Annotated in this window: 13 protein-coding genes; 9 read left to right on the forward strand and 4 right to left on the reverse strand. The window is 61.6% G+C overall.

Translation table 11 applies throughout. The features are described from left to right. Window positions 1-133: 133 nt before the first annotated feature. Genes gatB through gatC form a run of 3 tightly spaced genes read right to left on the reverse strand, consistent with a single transcriptional unit; the run spans window position 134 to window position 3,345 of the window. Complete coding sequence (gene gatB, locus HX869_RS12005; protein WP_003216073.1) at window positions 134-1,579, reverse strand: Asp-tRNA(Asn)/Glu-tRNA(Gln) amidotransferase subunit GatB; 1,446 nt, start codon at window positions 1,577-1,579, stop codon at window positions 134-136. Window positions 1,580-1,589: 10 nt separating this feature from the next. Beyond that, window positions 1,590-3,041, reverse strand: coding sequence for an Asp-tRNA(Asn)/Glu-tRNA(Gln) amidotransferase subunit GatA (gene gatA / locus HX869_RS12010; protein ID WP_178903132.1), 1,452 nt, complete (start codon window positions 3,039-3,041; stop codon window positions 1,590-1,592). Window positions 3,042-3,057: 16 nt separating this feature from the next. Further along, complete coding sequence (gene gatC, locus HX869_RS12015; protein WP_003216077.1) at window positions 3,058-3,345, reverse strand: Asp-tRNA(Asn)/Glu-tRNA(Gln) amidotransferase subunit GatC; 288 nt, start codon at window positions 3,343-3,345, stop codon at window positions 3,058-3,060. Window positions 3,346-3,555: 210 nt separating this feature from the next. Here gatC and mreB point away from each other — a divergent pair, with 210 nt between their 5' ends. The 8 genes from mreB to tldD all read left to right on the forward strand — a co-directional run bounded on the left by mreB (window position 3,556) and on the right by tldD (window position 14,754). Beyond that, entirely contained in the window at window positions 3,556-4,593 is a 1,038-nt protein-coding gene (mreB, locus tag HX869_RS12020) for a rod shape-determining protein MreB (protein ID WP_002555108.1), read from the forward strand. Window positions 4,594-4,733: 140 nt separating this feature from the next. Continuing rightward, window positions 4,734-5,843: a rod shape-determining protein MreC gene (gene mreC / locus HX869_RS12025; RefSeq protein WP_080673268.1), complete on the forward strand. Its 1,110-nt coding sequence runs from the start codon at window positions 4,734-4,736 to the stop codon at window positions 5,841-5,843. After that, window positions 5,843-6,331, forward strand: a complete 489-nt coding sequence (mreD, locus tag HX869_RS12030; RefSeq protein WP_003216081.1) for a rod shape-determining protein MreD — start codon at window positions 5,843-5,845, stop codon at window positions 6,329-6,331. The genes mreC and mreD overlap by 1 nt, the downstream gene beginning before the upstream one ends. A 50-nt stretch (window positions 6,332-6,381) precedes the next feature. Continuing rightward, a complete protein-coding gene (locus tag HX869_RS12035; RefSeq protein ID WP_003216083.1) occupies window positions 6,382-6,978 on the forward strand; it encodes a nucleoside triphosphate pyrophosphatase in 597 nt (198 codons plus the stop codon). A gap of 70 nt (window positions 6,979-7,048) precedes the next feature. Continuing rightward, a complete protein-coding gene (rng, locus tag HX869_RS12040; protein WP_003216085.1) occupies window positions 7,049-8,506 on the forward strand; it encodes a ribonuclease G in 1,458 nt (485 codons plus the stop codon). A gap of 76 nt (window positions 8,507-8,582) precedes the next feature. Further along, complete coding sequence (locus tag HX869_RS12045; protein WP_178903133.1) at window positions 8,583-12,398, forward strand: YhdP family protein; 3,816 nt, start codon at window positions 8,583-8,585, stop codon at window positions 12,396-12,398. A gap of 48 nt (window positions 12,399-12,446) precedes the next feature. Then, entirely contained in the window at window positions 12,447-13,295 is an 849-nt protein-coding gene (locus tag HX869_RS12050; RefSeq protein WP_008437218.1) for a carbon-nitrogen hydrolase family protein, read from the forward strand. Window positions 13,296-13,311: 16 nt separating this feature from the next. Further along, window positions 13,312-14,754: a metalloprotease TldD gene (gene tldD / locus HX869_RS12055; protein WP_010170608.1), complete on the forward strand. Its 1,443-nt coding sequence runs from the start codon at window positions 13,312-13,314 to the stop codon at window positions 14,752-14,754. A gap of 45 nt (window positions 14,755-14,799) precedes the next feature. Here tldD and yjgA read toward each other — a convergent pair whose 3' ends face one another. Further along, window positions 14,800-15,321, reverse strand: coding sequence for a ribosome biogenesis factor YjgA (gene yjgA, locus HX869_RS12060; protein ID WP_003216092.1), 522 nt, complete (start codon window positions 15,319-15,321; stop codon window positions 14,800-14,802). Window positions 15,322-15,429: 108 nt separating this feature from the next. Between yjgA and pmbA the strand changes: the two genes are divergently transcribed. Further along, window positions 15,430-16,776, forward strand: a complete 1,347-nt coding sequence (gene pmbA / locus HX869_RS12065) for a metalloprotease PmbA (protein WP_003216094.1) — start codon at window positions 15,430-15,432, stop codon at window positions 16,774-16,776. Window positions 16,777-16,814 lie beyond the last annotated feature (38 nt).

Raw genomic sequence — 16,814 nt, forward strand, 5'->3', positions numbered from 1 at the left:
GAATGCAGTGTGTCAGGCAACGAATAGGCTGACTGATCCACCGCTTTCGCGAGCAAGCCCGCTCCCACACAAGCCCGCTCCCACAAGGGGTCAGAGTTGGACGTGAGGTCCTGCTCCGACCATTTCACCGCGTTTAGCCTTCGAGTTTGCTTTTCAGCAGTTCGTTGACCTGTTGCGGGTTGGCCTTGCCTTTGGAGGCTTTCATCGCCTGGCCGACAAAGAAGCCGAACATCTTGCCCCGCTTGGCTTCATCCGCCGCACGGTATTGTTCAACCTGCTCGGCATTGGCTGCCAGCATCTCGTCGAGCACGGCCGAAATCGCGCCGCTGTCGGTGACTTGCTTCAGGCCGCGCTTTTCGATGATCTCGTCAGCGTTGCCTTCGCCGGCGGCCATGGCTTCAAACACGGTCTTGGCGATTTTGCCGGAGATGGTGTTGTCCTTGATCCGCAGCAACATGCCGCCCAACTGTTCTGCCGACACCGGTGCTTCGTCGATTTCCAGGCCCTGTTTGTTCAACAGGCTGCCCAGCTCAACCATCACCCAGTTGGCCGCCAGTTTGGCGTCGCCGGCAATGCTCACGACTTTTTCGAAGTAGTTGGCTTGCTCGCGGCTCGACGCCAGCACGCTTGCGTCATACACCGAAAGACCGAACTGCGCCTGGAAACGCTCGCGTTTCTGCGGTGGCAGTTCCGGCAGCGTGGCGCGCACGTCAGCCAGGAACGAGTCCTCGATGACCACCGGCAACAGGTCCGGATCGGGGAAGTAACGGTAGTCGTTGGCTTCCTCCTTGCTGCGCATGGCGCGGGTTTCGTCTTTGTTCGGGTCGTACAGGCGGGTCTGCTGGATCACCTTGCCGCCGTCTTCGATCAGCTCGATCTGGCGACGTACTTCGGTGTTGATCGCCTTCTCGATGAAACGGAACGAGTTGACGTTCTTGATCTCGCAGCGGGTGCCGTACTCGGCCTGGCCTTTTGGCCGCACCGACACGTTGCAGTCGCAACGCAGGGAGCCTTCGGCCATGTTGCCGTCGCAGATCCCGAGGTAACGCACCAGCGCGTGGATCGTCTTGACGTAGGCCACGGCTTCCTTGGCGCTGCGCATGTCCGGCTCGGAAACGATTTCCAGCAGCGGGGTGCCGGCGCGGTTCAGGTCGATGCCGGTGGCGCCGTTGAATTCTTCATGCAGGCTCTTGCCGGCATCTTCTTCCAGGTGCGCACGGGTCACGCCGACACGTTTGATGGTGCCGTCTTCCAGCGGGATGTCCAGGTAGCCCTTGCCGACGATCGGCAATTCCATCTGGCTGATCTGGTAGCCCTTGGGCAGGTCGGGGTAGAAGTAGTTCTTGCGGGCGAACACGTTGTGCTGGCCGATCTCGGCATCGATGGCGAGGCCGAACATCACCGCCATGCGCACCGCTTCCTGGTTCAGCACCGGCAGCACGCCGGGCATGCCCAGGTCTACCAGGCTGGCCTGGGTGTTGGGTTCTGCGCCGAACGTGGTGGCGCTACCGGAGAAAATCTTCGATTGGGTGGCGAGCTGGGTATGAATCTCCAGCCCGATCACGACTTCCCATTGCATAGTGTTCTCCTCAGAAGCCGGTAGGGGTGCGAGTGTGCCAGTCAGTGTTCAACTGGTACTGGTGCGCCACATTGAGCAGGCGGCCTTCCTGGAAATACGGGGCGAGCAGTTGCACGCCCACCGGCAAGCCATCGACGAAACCTGCAGGCATGGACAAGCCCGGCAGACCGGCGAGGTTGGCGGTGATGGTGTACAGGTCTTCCAGGTACTCGGCGATCGGGTCGCCGGTCTTGGCGCCGATCTTCCAGGCCGGGTTCGGCGTGGTTGGGCCGAGGATCACGTCGACTTCATTAAAGGCAGCCATGAAGTCGTTCTTGATCAGGCGACGGATCTTTTGCGCCTTGAGGTAGTACGCGTCGTAGTAGCCGGCCGACAGGGCGTAGGCACCGACCATGATCCGGCGTTGTACTTCCGCGCCGAAACCTTCGCCACGGGAGCGCTTGTACAGGTCGGTGAGGTCTTTCGGGTTTTCGCAGCGGTAGCCGAAGCGCACGCCGTCGAACCGTGACAGGTTGGAGGACGCTTCTGCCGGCGCGATCACGTAGTAGGCCGGAATCGCGTGCTGGTTGTTCGGCAGGCTGATTTCCTTGATCACGGCGCCGAGCTTTTCCAGCTCCTTGACGCTGTTGTGCACCAGTTCGGCGATGCGCGGGTCGAGGCCGGCGCTGAAATACTCTTTCGGCACGCCGATGCGCAGGCCTTTGATCGAGGTATTCAGGCTGGCGCTGTAGTCCGGCACGGGTTCATCAATGCTGGTGGAGTCCTGCGGATCGAAGCCTGCCATGCCTTGTAACAAAATTGCGCAGTCTTCAGCGGTGCGTGCCAGGGGGCCGCCCTGGTCGAGACTGGAGGCGTAGGCAATCATGCCCCAGCGGGAAACGCGACCGTAGGTCGGTTTCAGACCGGTGAGGTTGGTGAAAGCGGCCGGTTGGCGGATCGAGCCGCCAGTGTCGGTGGCCGTGGCGACAGGTAACAGACGAGCGGCAACCGCGGCTGCCGAACCACCGGACGAACCGCCGGGCACGTGCTCGAGGTTCCACGGGTTTTTCACCGCGCCGTAGTGGCTCGACTCGTTGGCCGAGCCCATGGCGAATTCGTCCATGTTGGTCTTGCCCAGGGTCACGGCCCCGGCAGCGGCCAGCTTGGCGACCACAGTGGCGTCGTAGGGCGCCTTGAAATTGTCGAGCATCTTCGAGCCGCAACTGGTGCGAATGCCCTGGGTGCAGAACAGGTCCTTGTGGGCAATCGGCGCACCCAACAGGGCGCCGTTCTCACCGTTGGCACGACGTACGTCGGCGGCCTTGGCCTGGCTCAGGGCCAGCTCTTCGGTGATGCTGATGAAGCTGTTGACCTTAGGGTCCAGCTCGGCGATACGCGCCAGCAGGGTCGTGGTCAGCTCTTCGGAAGAAAACTTTTTGTCGGCGAGACCGCGGGCGATCTCGGCCAGAGTCAATTGATGCATTGCAGGCTCTTTCCCTTTAGTCGATGACTTTCGGAACCAGGTACAGGCCGTTTTCGACCGCTGGCGCGATGGACTGGTAAGCCTCGCGATTATTGCGCTCGGTCACGACGTCGGCGCGCAGGCGCTGGCTGGCTTCCAGCGGGTGAGCCAGGGGCTCGATGCCGTCGGTATTCACGGCTTGCATTTGGTCGACCAGCCCGAGAATGCTGTTCAGGGCTGCGGTGGTCTGTGGAAGATCGGCTTCATTGAGGCCCAGGCAGGCCAAATGAGCGATTTTTTCCACGTCGGAGCGTTCAAGCGCCATGGGATTCTCCAGTGGAAAACAGAACGGAAGCTATCCGTGTGTTAGATTGTAGGAACACTACCGCATTTCTACGGTCATATGGCCGCGATTGTGGGGGTTGGTGCACAGAAAGTCGGCCAATTTAGCACATTGGCGCCTTGCCCAAAATCCCTGTCGTTGTTAGAGTTTGCCGCACTTTTTTACCCACGCGTTGCCTAGGGTCCCTTTCCCATGTTCAAGAAACTGCGTGGCATGTTTTCCAGCGATCTTTCCATCGACCTGGGCACTGCCAACACCCTTATTTACGTGCGCGAGCGCGGTATCGTCCTGAATGAGCCATCGGTTGTGGCCATTCGGACCCATGGTAATCAGAAAAGTGTCGTTGCCGTTGGCACCGAGGCCAAGCGCATGTTGGGCCGAACACCGGGCAACATTGCTGCCATTCGTCCGATGAAGGATGGCGTGATTGCTGACTTCAGTGTCTGCGAAAAGATGCTGCAGTACTTCATCAACAAGGTTCACGAAAACAGTTTCCTGCAGCCCAGCCCTCGTGTGCTGATCTGCGTTCCGTGCAAGTCCACCCAGGTGGAACGTCGTGCCATCCGTGAATCGGCCCTTGGCGCCGGTGCCCGTGAAGTGTTCCTGATTGAAGAGCCAATGGCCGCTGCGATCGGTGCCGGCCTGCCGGTTGAAGAAGCGCGCGGTTCGATGGTGGTGGATATCGGTGGTGGTACCACTGAAATCGCCCTGATCTCCCTCAATGGTGTGGTGTATGCCGAATCCGTACGGGTTGGCGGCGACCGCTTCGACGAAGCGATCATCACCTACGTGCGTCGCAACTACGGCAGCCTGATCGGCGAATCCACCGCCGAGCGCATCAAGCAGGAAATCGGTACCGCTTACCCGGGCGGCGAAGTTCGCGAAGTCGATGTTCGCGGTCGCAACCTGGCCGAAGGCGTTCCACGTGCCTTCACCCTGAACTCCAATGAAGTGCTGGAAGCTCTGCAAGAGTCCCTGGCCACCATCGTTCAGGCGGTGAAGAGCGCCCTGGAACAATCGCCTCCGGAACTGGCTTCCGATATCGCCGAGCGTGGCCTGGTACTGACCGGTGGTGGCGCCTTGCTGCGCGACCTCGACAAGTTGCTGGCCCAGGAAACCGGTTTGCCAGTGATCGTCGCTGAAGACCCGTTGACCTGCGTCGCCCGTGGCGGTGGCCGTGCACTGGAAATGATGGATAAACACACCATGGACCTGCTCTCCAGCGAATAAGAATTTGCTGGTTTGCCCATGTTTCGCTCACAGGCAGCACTTTGCAGTGCTGCCTGTTGGCGTTTATCTTCTTCAATCTGCATCCAGGCCGGTTTGATGCCGTATGAATAAAGAAAACATTTGCCTGGGAGGAGCGGCTTATTAAACCGCTTTTTTCCAAAGGCCCCTCATTGGGCGTGCGCCTGTTGGTGCTGGTCGTGCTATCGGTTGCGCTGATGGTGGTCGATGCCCGCTTCACACTGCTCAAGCCAGTGCGTAGCCAGATGTCGCTGGTCCTGATGCAGACGTACTGGATCACTGACCTGCCGCAGCGTCTCTATCAGGGTGTCGCCAGTCAATTTGGCAGCCGCACCGAACTGGTGGCCGAGAACGAAAAACTCAAGACCGAAAACCTGCTGCTGCAGGGGCGCATGCAAAAGCTCGCGGCCCTCACCGAGCAGAACGTTCGGCTGCGCGAGTTGCTCAATTCCTCTGCGCTGGTCAATGAGAAGGTCGAAGTGGCCGAGTTGATCGGTATGGATCCGAACCCCTTCACCCATCGCATCATCATCAACAAGGGTGAGCGCGACGGCGTAGTCCTTGGCCAACCGGTGCTCGATGCCCGTGGCTTGATGGGCCAGGTGGTGGAGTTGATGCCTTATACCTCCCGCGTGCTGTTGCTGACCGACACCACCCACAGCATCCCGGTGCAAGTCAACCGCAACGGCCTGCGGGCGATTGCCAGCGGTACCGGTAACCCGGAACGCCTGGAGTTGCGTCACGTCGCAGACACCGCCGACATCAAGGAAGGCGACCTGCTGGTCAGCTCCGGCCTGGGTCAGCGGTTCCCGGCAGGCTACCCGGTCGCGACGGTCAAGGAAGTGATCCACGATTCCGGCCAGCCGTTCGCCATTGTGCGCGCCGTGCCGACCGCCGCATTGAACCGCAGCCGTTACCTGTTGCTGGTGTTCAGTGACAACCGCACCCCGGAAGAGCGTGCCAACGAAGCCGCCCAGGCCCAGGAAGCGGAAGACAAGCAAAACGGCACCGCGCCGATCATTCCGGCCACCGTGCCAAAACCGGCTGCACCTGCTGCCCCGGCAGCCGCTCCGGCAACACCAGCCGCGCCGGTTGCGACACCGGTCAAGCCTGTGGCCCATAGCGCGCGTCCGGCCAAGCCTGCGGCTGCAACACCTGCCGCTGCCAAACCGCCCGCCGCCGCCAAACCACCGGCCGCGGCCCCGGCAACCACTCGGCAGAGGGAAGAATAATGGCCGGTACTCATTCGCGTAACGGCTGGATCGTCTGGCTGACCTTTGCCATCGGCTTGCTGCTCAGCGTTTCGCCGCTGCCGCAATTCATGGAGATCCTGCGCCCGCTGTGGCTCGCCTTGCTGCTGGCGTTCTGGGCCCTGGCGCTGCCGCACAAGGTCGGGATGGTCACGGCCATGTGCCTGGGGCTGATGGAGGATGTGCTCTACGGCACCCTGCTCGGGCAGAACGCGCTGATCCTGACCCTGATTACCTTCCTGGTGCTGTCATTGCAGCAGCGCCTGCGGATGTTCCCGATGTGGCAACAGTGCCTGGTGATCCTGGTGATCTTCGGCCTGGCGCAGTTGGTACAGCTGTGGCTTAGCGCCTTGACCGGCAACCGCCAACCGACCCTGGCGCTGGTGTTGCCCGCGCTGGTCAGCGCGCTGTTGTGGCCCTGGGTCAGTTTTGGCCTGCGTGGATTGCGTCGTCGCTATAAAATCAATTGAATGGATCGCGAGGCTCTGCCTGGTTATCGAACCCTACAGGGAGAGTCTGCATGAATTCGCTTTATCTGGCCTCGGGCTCCCCGAGGCGGCGTGAGCTGCTGACACAGATCGGCGTGCCGTTCACCGTCGTCAGCGCCGCCATTGATGAAACTCCCCTTACAAATGAATCGCCCGCGTCCTACGTAGAACGCCTGGCGCGCGGCAAGGCTGCGGCCGGTCGAGCGACCTTGGCCGATGCCACCGGCGCCTGTGTGCTGGGCGCGGACACAGCCGTGATCCTCGACGGCCGGATCCTCGGTAAACCTGTGGATCAAGCCGATGCCCTGGCCATGTTGCTGGCCCTTTCCGAGCGTGAACACGAAGTCTTGACGGCCATTGCCCTGATTGACGGCCAGCGTTGCGAAACGCAGCTGGTCAGCAGTCGTGTGCGCTTTCGCAGGATTTCAGCGGACGAAGCCACCACTTATTGGCACAGCGGCGAGCCCCAGGACAAAGCGGGCGGCTATGCTATCCAAGGCTTGGCGGCAGTGTTCGTCGCCGGACTCAATGGCAGCTACTCTGCCGTCGTTGGCCTGCCGGTCTGCGAAACCGCAGAACTGCTGGGCCAATTCGGCATACCCTGTTGGCAAAACCTTACCGTGCGCTAAACGCCGTATTCCAGCGCCAAGCCTTAAGCGATCGGTCACTATTGTGAAAACGCCTGAACGAGACCCAGCCATGAGTGAAGAGATTCTGATCAATATCACGCCGATGGAATCGCGCGTGGCGGTGGTAGAGAACGGTGTTCTGCAAGAAGTGCACGTCGAGCGCACCCAAAAGCGCGGGATCGTCGGCAATATTTATAAAGGCAAGGTCGTGCGTGTGTTACCGGGGATGCAAGCGGCGTTCGTCGACATCGGCCTGGACCGCGCTGCGTTTATCCATGCTTCGGAAATCTCCCTGCGCGAAGGCCCTGCGGTTGAAAGCATCAGCGCCCTGGTGCACGAAGGGCAGAGCCTGGTGGTGCAAGTCACCAAGGATCCGATTGGCTCAAAGGGCGCACGGCTGACCACGCAACTGTCGATTCCTTCGCGCTACCTGGTGTACATGCCGCGCACGGCCCACGTCGGTATTTCCCTGAAAATCGAAGATGAAGCCGAGCGCGAGCGCCTGAAAAAGGTGGTCAGTGACTGCGTGGCGCTGGAAGGCATCAAGGAGGCCGGCGGCTTTATCCTGCGTACTGCCGCAGAAGGTGCCGGTGCCGATGAAATCCTCATGGACATCCGCTACCTGCGTCGCCTGTGGGACCAGATCGGCGCGCAGATCAAGACCATTGGCGCCCCCAGCGTGATCTACGAAGACCTCGGCCTGGCCCTGCGCACCTTGCGCGACCTGGTCAGCCCGAAGATCGAGAAAATTCGCATCGACTCGCGGGAAACCTTCCAGCGCACTACGCAATTTGTTGCCGAGCTGATGCCGGAAATCGCCGATCGCCTGGAGCATTACCCGGGCGAGCGGCCGATTTTCGACCTGTATGGGGTCGAAGACGAAATCCAGAAAGCCCTTGAGCGCAAAGTGCCGCTCAAGTCCGGCGGTTACCTGGTGGTGGACCCGGCGGAAGCCATGAGCACTATCGACGTGAATACCGGTGCCTTTGTGGGCCATCGCAATCTCGAAGAAACCATCTTCAAGACCAACCTCGAAGCGGCCACCGCGATCGCCCGCCAGCTGCGCCTGCGCAACCTGGGCGGGATCATCATCATCGACTTCATCGACATGGAAGACGAAGAGCACCAGCGCCAGGTGCTGCGTACCCTGGAGAAGCAACTGGAGCGCGATCACGCCAAGACCAACATCATCGGCATCACCGAGCTGGGCCTGGTGCAGATGACCCGCAAGCGCACCCGCGAAAGCCTGGAGCAAGTGCTGTGCGAGCCGTGCAGCAGTTGCCAGGGGCGCGGTAAGTTGAAGACCCCGGAAACGGTTTGCTACGAGATTTTCCGGGAAATCTTACGGGAGGCACGCGCCTACCAGGCCGAGGGCTATAGAGTCCTGGCTAACCAGAAGGTGGTCGACCGTTTGCTGGATGAAGAATCCGGCAACGTAGCCGAGCTGGAGGGTTTTATCGGGCGCACCATTCGCTTCCAGGTCGAAACCATGTATTCCCAGGAACAATATGACGTGGTGCTGCTCTGATTCGCGTTAGTTCTTATCAACGAGACGGGCAGGCCTTGATCTGCCGTCCGACTATTGCCTTTGAGGGTCGCCTGACATGGAGCGTCTGATACGCTTTTTTGCCGCATTGACCCGCTGGGGCCTCGGCCTGTGCGCCTTGCTGCTGGTATTGGCGGCGGTGTACGTGAGCCTGGGCCGTGAATTGACGCCGTTGGTGGCGGAATACCGTGGCGAAATCGAGGCCAAGGCGCGTACTGCGCTGGATATGCCCGTGAACATCGGCAGCCTGGAAGGGCGCTGGAGTGGCTTCGCGCCGGTATTGTTGGCTCACGACGTGATGGTCGGCGAGGGCAGCAGCGCCCTGCGCCTGGACCAGGTGCAAGTGGTGCCGGATATCTGGGCCAGCCTGCTGGCGCGTGAAGTGCGCATTGCCCACCTGGAAGTCAGCGGCCTGCAAGTCAGCCTGAAGGAAGACCAGGACGGCCACTGGGCGCTGCAAGGCCTGCCGGTGCAGGATGACCAGCCGCTGGATCCCGAACAACTGCTGACGCGCATGCAAATGGTCGGGCAGGTTTCATTGCTCGACAGCCAGGTGACGCTGCAGCCGTTCGACCAGGCTCCGCTGACCTTGACCTATGTCGGCGTGAGCCTGCAGACCGGCGCCAACCGCCAGCGCCTGGACGCGCGCCTGACCCTGCCCGACGGCCAGCCCCTGGCGTTGAACCTGCGCACCCGAATCCGCGCCAGCCAGTGGAAAGGCGGCGAAGCCGAGGCTTACCTGAGCTTGCCCCAGAGTGACTGGGCAAAATGGATCCCGGCAAAACTGACCCAGCAATGGAAACTTACCGAACTCAAGGCTGGCGGCGAATTCTGGCTGACCTGGGCCAAGGGCACCGTGCAAAGCGCCGCCGTGCGCCTCAACGCCCCGCAGCTCAAGGGCAGCTATGCCGATCGCAAGCCGACTCATATTGAGAACCTGGCCCTCACTGCGTACCTGCAACGCAGTGACAGCGGCCTCAAGGTGCTGTTTGACTCGCTCGCAATGAACCTCGGCGACACCCGCTGGGAATCGCGCCTGCAACTGCAGCAAACCCTGGCCACCGACAAGGCCCAGGAAGTCTGGAACCTGCAGGCCGATCGCCTCGACCTGACGCCGATCACGCCATTGCTGCACGCCTTGGCACCCTTGCCGGAAGCCGTGGCCACCACCCTGGATCATCTGAAGGCCACTGGCACGCTGCGGAACGTGTCGCTGGATTATCGGCCTCAAGACACCACCGACCAGCGCGTGAGCTTCGCGGCCAACCTCGACCGTATTGGTTTCGACGCTTACTTCGGCGCGCCGGCAGCCCGCAATGTCAGCGGCAGCATCAGCGGTGACCTGGGCAAGGGTGAGCTGCGCATGGACAGCAAGGATTTCTCCTTGCACCTGTTTCCGATCTTCGCCAAGCCCTGGCAGTACATCCAGGCCAACGCCCGCCTGACGTGGAAGCTCGACAAGCAAGGCTTCACCCTGATCGCGCCGTATATCAAGGTGCTGGGCGAGGAGGGCAAGGTCGCCGCCGACTTCCTGATTCGCCTGCATTTCGACCATAGCCAGGAAGACTACATGGACCTGCGGGTCGGTATGGTTGACGGCGATGGGCGCTTCACCCCCAAATACCTGCCGGCGGTGTTGAGCCCGGCACTCGATGAGTGGCTACGCACTGCGATTCTCAAGGGTGCAGTGGACGAGGGCTTCTTCCAGTACCAAGGCTCGCTGAACCACGACGCACTGCCTGCCTCGCGCAATATCAGCCTGTTCTTCAAGGTGCATGATGCCGAGCTGGCATTCCAGCCGGGCTGGCCGCACGTGAGCAAGGTCAAGGGTGAAGTGTTTGTCGAGGAAAGCGGCGTGCGCATCCTGGCCAGCAAGGGCCAGCTGCTCGACACCAAGGTCAATGATATCTACGTCAACATTCCCCACGCCCCCGAAGGCAAGGACAGCCACCTGCTGCTCACCGGCAACTTTGCCGGTGGCCTGGGCGATGGCCTGAAAATCCTTCAGGAAGCGCCGATCGGCACCGCCTCGACCTTCGCCGGCTGGAAAGGCGAGGGCGACCTGCAAGGCAAGCTGGACCTGGATATTCCCCTGGCCAAGGGCGCCGATCCCAAGATCGTGGTGGATTTCAAGACCGACAAGTCCCGCCTGCAACTGGCCGAGCCTACGCTGGACCTGAGCCAGCTCAAGGGTGATTTCCGCTTCGACAGCGCCAAGGGCCTGAGTGGCCAGAACATCAGCGCCCAGGCCTTCGACCGACCGATCACCGCGCAGATTTTCGCCGATGGCAAGCCAGGCGACCTCAACACCCGCGTCACCGCGAAAGGGCAGGTGACCGTCAAGCGGCTGACTGACTGGCTGAAGGTCAGCCAGCCGTTGCCGGTGTCCGGCGATATCCCCTACCAATTGCAGCTCAACCTCGATGGCGCCGACAGCCAGTTGATGGTCAGCTCCAACCTCAAGGGCGTGGCCGTGGACCTGCCGGCGCCGTTCGGCATGCCGGCGAGCCAGGGCCGCGACAGTGTGTTCCGCATGACCTTGCAGGGTAAGGAGCGCCGTTACTGGTTCGATTATGGCGAGTTGGGCAGCTTCACCTTCGCCGCCCCGGCGGACAATTTCGCCGACGGCCGGGGTGAGCTGTTCCTGGGAGATGGCGATGCGGTGTTGCCGGCCGGCAAGGGCTTGCGAATCCGCGGCGTGTTGTCGGAGCTGGATATCGACCCCTGGAAAAAGCTCGTGGACCGCTACGCCGGCAACGACCCGGGTGGCAGTGCCAAGCAGTTGTTGAGCGGGGCCGATTTCAAGGTCGGCAAGCTGACCGGTTTCGGCACCCAGTTCGACCAGGTCAGCTTGCAGCTGGACCGCAAACCCGCTGCCTGGGGCTTGCAGTTCGACAGCCAGCAGGCCAAGGGTACCGTGGGGTTGCCGGACGCCAAGGGCGCGCCGATTGCAGTCAACCTGCAATACGTGAAGCTGCCTGCGGTGGATCCGACCGTGCAGGCGGATGAAAATGCGCCGGACCCATTGGCTGATGTTGATCCCAAGGATATTCCCGCGCTGGATATCTCGATTGCCCAGTTGTTCCAGGGCCCGGACCTGGTAGGTGCCTGGTCTCTGAAAGTTCGCCCGACCACCAGGGGCATGGCGTTCAACAGCCTGAACCTGGGGCTCAAGGGCATGGTGCTCCAGGGCGCCGGCGGTTGGGAAGGTGCACCCGGTGCCAGCAGCAGTTGGTACAAGGGCCGCCTCGATGGCAAGAACATTGGCGACGTGCTCAAGGGCTGGGGATTTGCGCCGAGCGTGACCAGCGAAGATTTTCACGTGGACGTGGACGGCCGCTGGCCGGGTTCGCCGGCCTGGGTAGGTCCCAAGCGTTTCTCCGGCAGCCTGGACGCCAGTTTCCGCAAAGGCCAGTTTGTTGAAGTGGACGGCGGTGCGCAGGCCCTGCGGGTGTTTGGCTTGCTGAACTTCAACTCCATCGGTCGCCGGCTGCGCCTGGACTTCTCGGACTTGCTTGGCAAGGGCTTGAGTTATGACCGGGTCAAGGGCTTACTGGCCGCCAGTAACGGCGTGTTTGTAACCCGTGAGCCGATCACCATGACCGGCCCGTCGAGTAACCTGGAGATCAACGGCACCCTGGACCTGGTGGCTGATCGCGTCGATGCCAAGTTGCTGGTGACGCTGCCGGTCACCAACAACCTGCCGATTGCTGCATTGATCGTCGGCGCGCCGGCCATTGGCGGGGCGCTGTTCCTGATCGACAAGCTGATTGGCGACCGTGTTTCGCGTTTCGCCAGCGTGCAGTACAAGGTAGAAGGCCCGTGGAAGGACCCGAAAATCACCTTCGACAAGCCATTTGAAAAGCCAAACTGAGTACCTGTGGAGTAGCATGGCCTCATGCCTTTTCTGGAGTGTGGGCCCATGTCCTTTGCGGTAATTCAAATGGTCAGCCAAAGCGATGTGCTGGCCAACCTGGCTCAGGCTCGGCGCCTGCTGGAGCAAGCGGCGGCGGGCGGTGCAAGGCTTGCGGTACTCCCGGAAAACTTCGCCGCCATGGGCCGTCGCGATGTGGCCGATATCGGTCGCGCCGAGGCCTTGGGCGAAGGTCCGATCCTGCCATGGTTGAAACAGACCGCCCGCGACCTCACCTTATGGATAGTGGCCGGCACTTTGCCGCTGCCCCCAAAGGATCAGCCGAACGCCAAGTCCAATGCCTGCTCGCTGCTGATCGATGATCAGGGCGAAATCGTTGCCCGCTACGACAAGCTGCACCTGTTCGATGTCGATGTGGCCGATGCCCGGGGTCGTTATCGTGAATCCGATGACTATGCTCATGGTAGCCAGGTGGTCGTTGCGGATACGCCGGTCGGCCGCCTGGGGCTGACGGTGTGTTACGACTTGCGCTTCCCGGAGCTATACAGCGAATTGCGCGCTGCGGGTGCCGAGTTGATCACCGCGCCCTCGGCCTTTACAGCGGTAACCGGCGCCGCGCACTGGGATGTGTTGATTCGTGCGCGTGCCATCGAGACCCAGTGCTACCTGCTGGCGGCCGCCCAGGGTGGCGTGCATCCGGGGCCCAGGGAAACCTTCGGGCATGCAGCGATCATCGACCCATGGGGGCGCGTGCTGGCACAACAGGATCAAGGCGAGGCGGTGTTGTTGGCCGAACGCGATAGCAGCGAACAGGCGTCGATACGGACGCGCATGCCGGTGGCGGGCCACCGGCGCTTTTTCTCGCAGGGCGCACAGCGACCTGCTTCAGAACGATGAATTTAAGGCCAAACCTATGAGCGAGTTGTTGTCCTCAGTCAGTGAACACCTCCTGGCGCCTGGTGGCGTGACCATCGAAAGCTTGCAAACGGTCCTCGGCGATCTGGCCGGGCCAGGCATCGACGCTGCGGACCTGTATTTCCAGGGGCAGATTTCCGAGTCCTGGGCCCTGGAAGACGGGATCGTCAAGGAAGGCAGCTTCAACCTCGACCAAGGCGTGGGTGTGCGTGCGCAGTCCGGTGAAAAAACCGGCTTTGCCTACAGCAACGCCATCACCTTGGAAGCCCTGGGGCTGGCGGCTCGTGCAGCGCGTTCGATCTCCCGTGCCGGGCAAAACGGCACGGTGCAGGCGTTCAGCACCCAGGACGTGGCCCAGCTGTATGCCCCGGATAACCCATTGGAAGTGATCAGCCGCGCCGAAAAGGTCGAGCTGCTCAAGCGTGTGGACGCGGCGACCCGCGCCCTGGACCCGCGTATCCAGCAAGTCACCGTAAGCATGGCCGGGGTGTGGGAACGCATCCTCGTGGCCTCCACCGATGGCGGCCTGGCGGCGGATGTGCGGCCGCTGGTGCGCTTCAATGTCAGCGTGATCGTTGAACAGAATGGCCGTCGCGAGCGCGGTGGCCATGGCGGCGGTGGGCGTACCGACTACCGTTATTTCCTCACCGAAGACCGCGCCATGGGGTATGCCCGTGAAGCGTTGCGCCAGGCCCTGGTCAATCTGGAAGCAATTCCGGCCCCGGCAGGTACGTTGCCGGTGGTATTGGGCTCTGGCTGGTCCGGCGTGCTGCTGCATGAAGCGGTGGGCCACGGCCTGGAAGGTGATTTCAACCGCAAGGGCAGTTCCGCCTACAGCGGGCGCATGGGCGAGATGGTTGCGTCCAAGCTCTGCACCATCGTCGATGACGGTACCCTGGCCGGGCGTCGCGGTTCGTTGAGCGTCGATGACGAAGGCACCCCGACCGAGTGCACCACACTGATCGAAAACGGTGTGCTCAAGGGCTACATGCAAGACAAGCTCAACGCGCGCCTGATGGGCGTGGCCCGCACCGGTAACGGTCGTCGCGAGTCCTACGCGCACCTGCCGATGCCGCGCATGACCAACACCTACATGCTCGGCGGCGAAAGCGATCCGGCCGAAATCATCGCCTCGGTGAAACGCGGCATCTACTGCGCCAACCTCGGTGGTGGGCAGGTGGACATCACCAGCGGCAAGTTCGTGTTCTCCACCAGCGAGGCGTATTTGATCGAAGACGGCAAGATCACCGCGCCGGTCAAGGGTGCAACGTTGATTGGCAACGGCCCGGAAGCCATGAGCAAGGTGTCGATGGTCGGTAACGACCTGTCGCTGGACAGCGGTGTGGGGACGTGCGGCAAGGATGGTCAGTCGGTGCCGGTGGGTGTCGGCCAGCCAACCTTGAAAATCGATGCGATCACCGTGGGTGGCACGGGGTCGTAAGAACGGGAGCTTCGGGTGGCGAAGGCCGCCACCCGGGGAAGAGGGTCAGCGCAGGCCGCGTTGACTATCGTCCAGCTCACGGATGTATTTGAAGATTTTTCGGCTGGAGGCCGGTGGCTTGCTTTGCGCCAGTTCGTGCTGGGCCTGACGGATCAGGGAGCGCAATTGTTGGCGATCGGCATCCGGGTACTCGATGACGAACTTCTCCAGTACCGCGTCATCGCCAGCGATCAGGCGATCACGCCAGCGTTCCAGGTTATGGAAGCGCTCGTTGTACTGGCGAGTGGAGGCATCGAGTTGATCGAGCAACGTCAGAATGGCGTCAGTGTCCTGGTCGCGCATCAGTTTGCCGATGAACATGAGGTGCCGTTTACGCGCGATATTCGCGGTGTGCTTGGGCGCATCGTTCAGAGCCCGGCGCAGGGCGTCGGTCAATGGCAGTTTTGCACACAAGTCAGGCTTGAGTGTTGTAAGGCGCTCGCCGAGGTCAACCAGAGCATGCAGCTCGCGTTTGACCTGAGATTTGCTTTTCTCCCCATCGAGGGAGTCGTCGTAAGAATCAACCATGGTGGCAGTCCGCAAAGAAACGCCGCCATGATAACCAGTCGGGGGCCGCTTGTCCGGCCCGGTCGCTAGAAGGCCTTAACCGAAAGCAGAATTTGAGTGGAGAAAACCATGAGTGCAGCCCAAAGCGTCGGTCCGCAAGCGTTACCGGCACTGCAGGAACAAGTCGAGCAGATCATTGCCGAGGCCAAGCGCCAGGGGGCCAGTGCCTGTGAAGTGGCGGTGTCCCTGGAGCAGGGGTTGTCGACTTCGGTGCGCCAGCGGGAAGTGGAAACCGTCGAATTCAACCGCGACCAGGGGTTTGGCATCACCTTGTACGTGGGCCAGCGCAAGGGCTCGGCCAGCACTTCTGCCAGCGGCCCGGAAGCGATTCGCGAAACCGTTGCAGCAGCACTGGCGATTGCCAAGCACACCTCCGAAGATGAAAGCTCCGGCCTGGCTGATGCAGCCCTGATGGCTCGGGACTTGAAGGATTTTGACCTGTTCCATGCCTGGGACATCACCCCGGAACAGGCTATTGAACAGGCACTGACCTGTGAAGCGGCGGCATTCGATGCCGACAGCCGGATCAAGAACGCCGATGGCACCACCTTGAGTACTCATCAGGGTTGCCGCGTATACGGCAACAGCCACGGTTTTATCGGCGGTTATGCCTCGACGCGTCACAGCCTGAGTTGCGTGATGATCGCCGAAGCCAACGGCCAGATGCAGCGTGATTACTGGTACGACGTGAACCGCCAGGGCGAATTGCTGATGGACCCGGTACTCATCGGCCAGCGTGCCGCGCAGCGTGCTGCCAGCCGCCTGGGCGCGCGCCCGGTGCCGACCTGTGAAGTGCCGGTGTTGTTCTCGGCGGAACTGGCCGGTGGTTTGTTCGGCAGTTTCCTTGGGGCGATTTCCGGTGGCAACCTGTACCGCAAGTCGTCGTTCCTGGAAGGTGCGATTGGCCAGAAGCTGTTCCCGGAATGGCTGACCATCGATGAGCGCCCGCACCTGATGCGCGCCATGGGCAGTTCGTCGTTTGACGGTGATGGCCTGGCCACCTATGCCAAGCCGTTCGTCGAGAACGGTGAGCTGGTGTCCTATGTGCTGGGCACCTACGCCGGTCGCAAACTCGGCCTGCCAAGCACCGCCAACTCCGGTGGCGTACACAACCTGTTCATCACCCATGGCGATGAAGACCAGGCGGCGCTGTTGCGGCGCATGGGCCGTGGCTTGCTGGTCACCGAGTTGATGGGCCATGGCCTGAATATGGTCACGGGTGATTACTCCCGTGGTGCGGCGGGTTTCTGGGTGGAAAACGGCGAAATCCAGTTCGCCGTGCAGGAAGTGACCATCGCGGGCAACATGCGTGACATGTTCAAGCAGATTGTCGCGGTGGGTAATGACCTGGAACTGCGCAGCAACATCCGCACCGGTTCGGTGTTGATCGAAAAGATGACAGTCGCCGGCAGCTAATCCGCCGACAGACGCCATAAAGAAGGCGCGTCACCCAT

The sequence above is a fragment of the Pseudomonas sp. P7779 genome (genome assembly GCF_013386315.1).
GTDB lineage: Bacteria > Pseudomonadota > Gammaproteobacteria > Pseudomonadales > Pseudomonadaceae > Aquipseudomonas.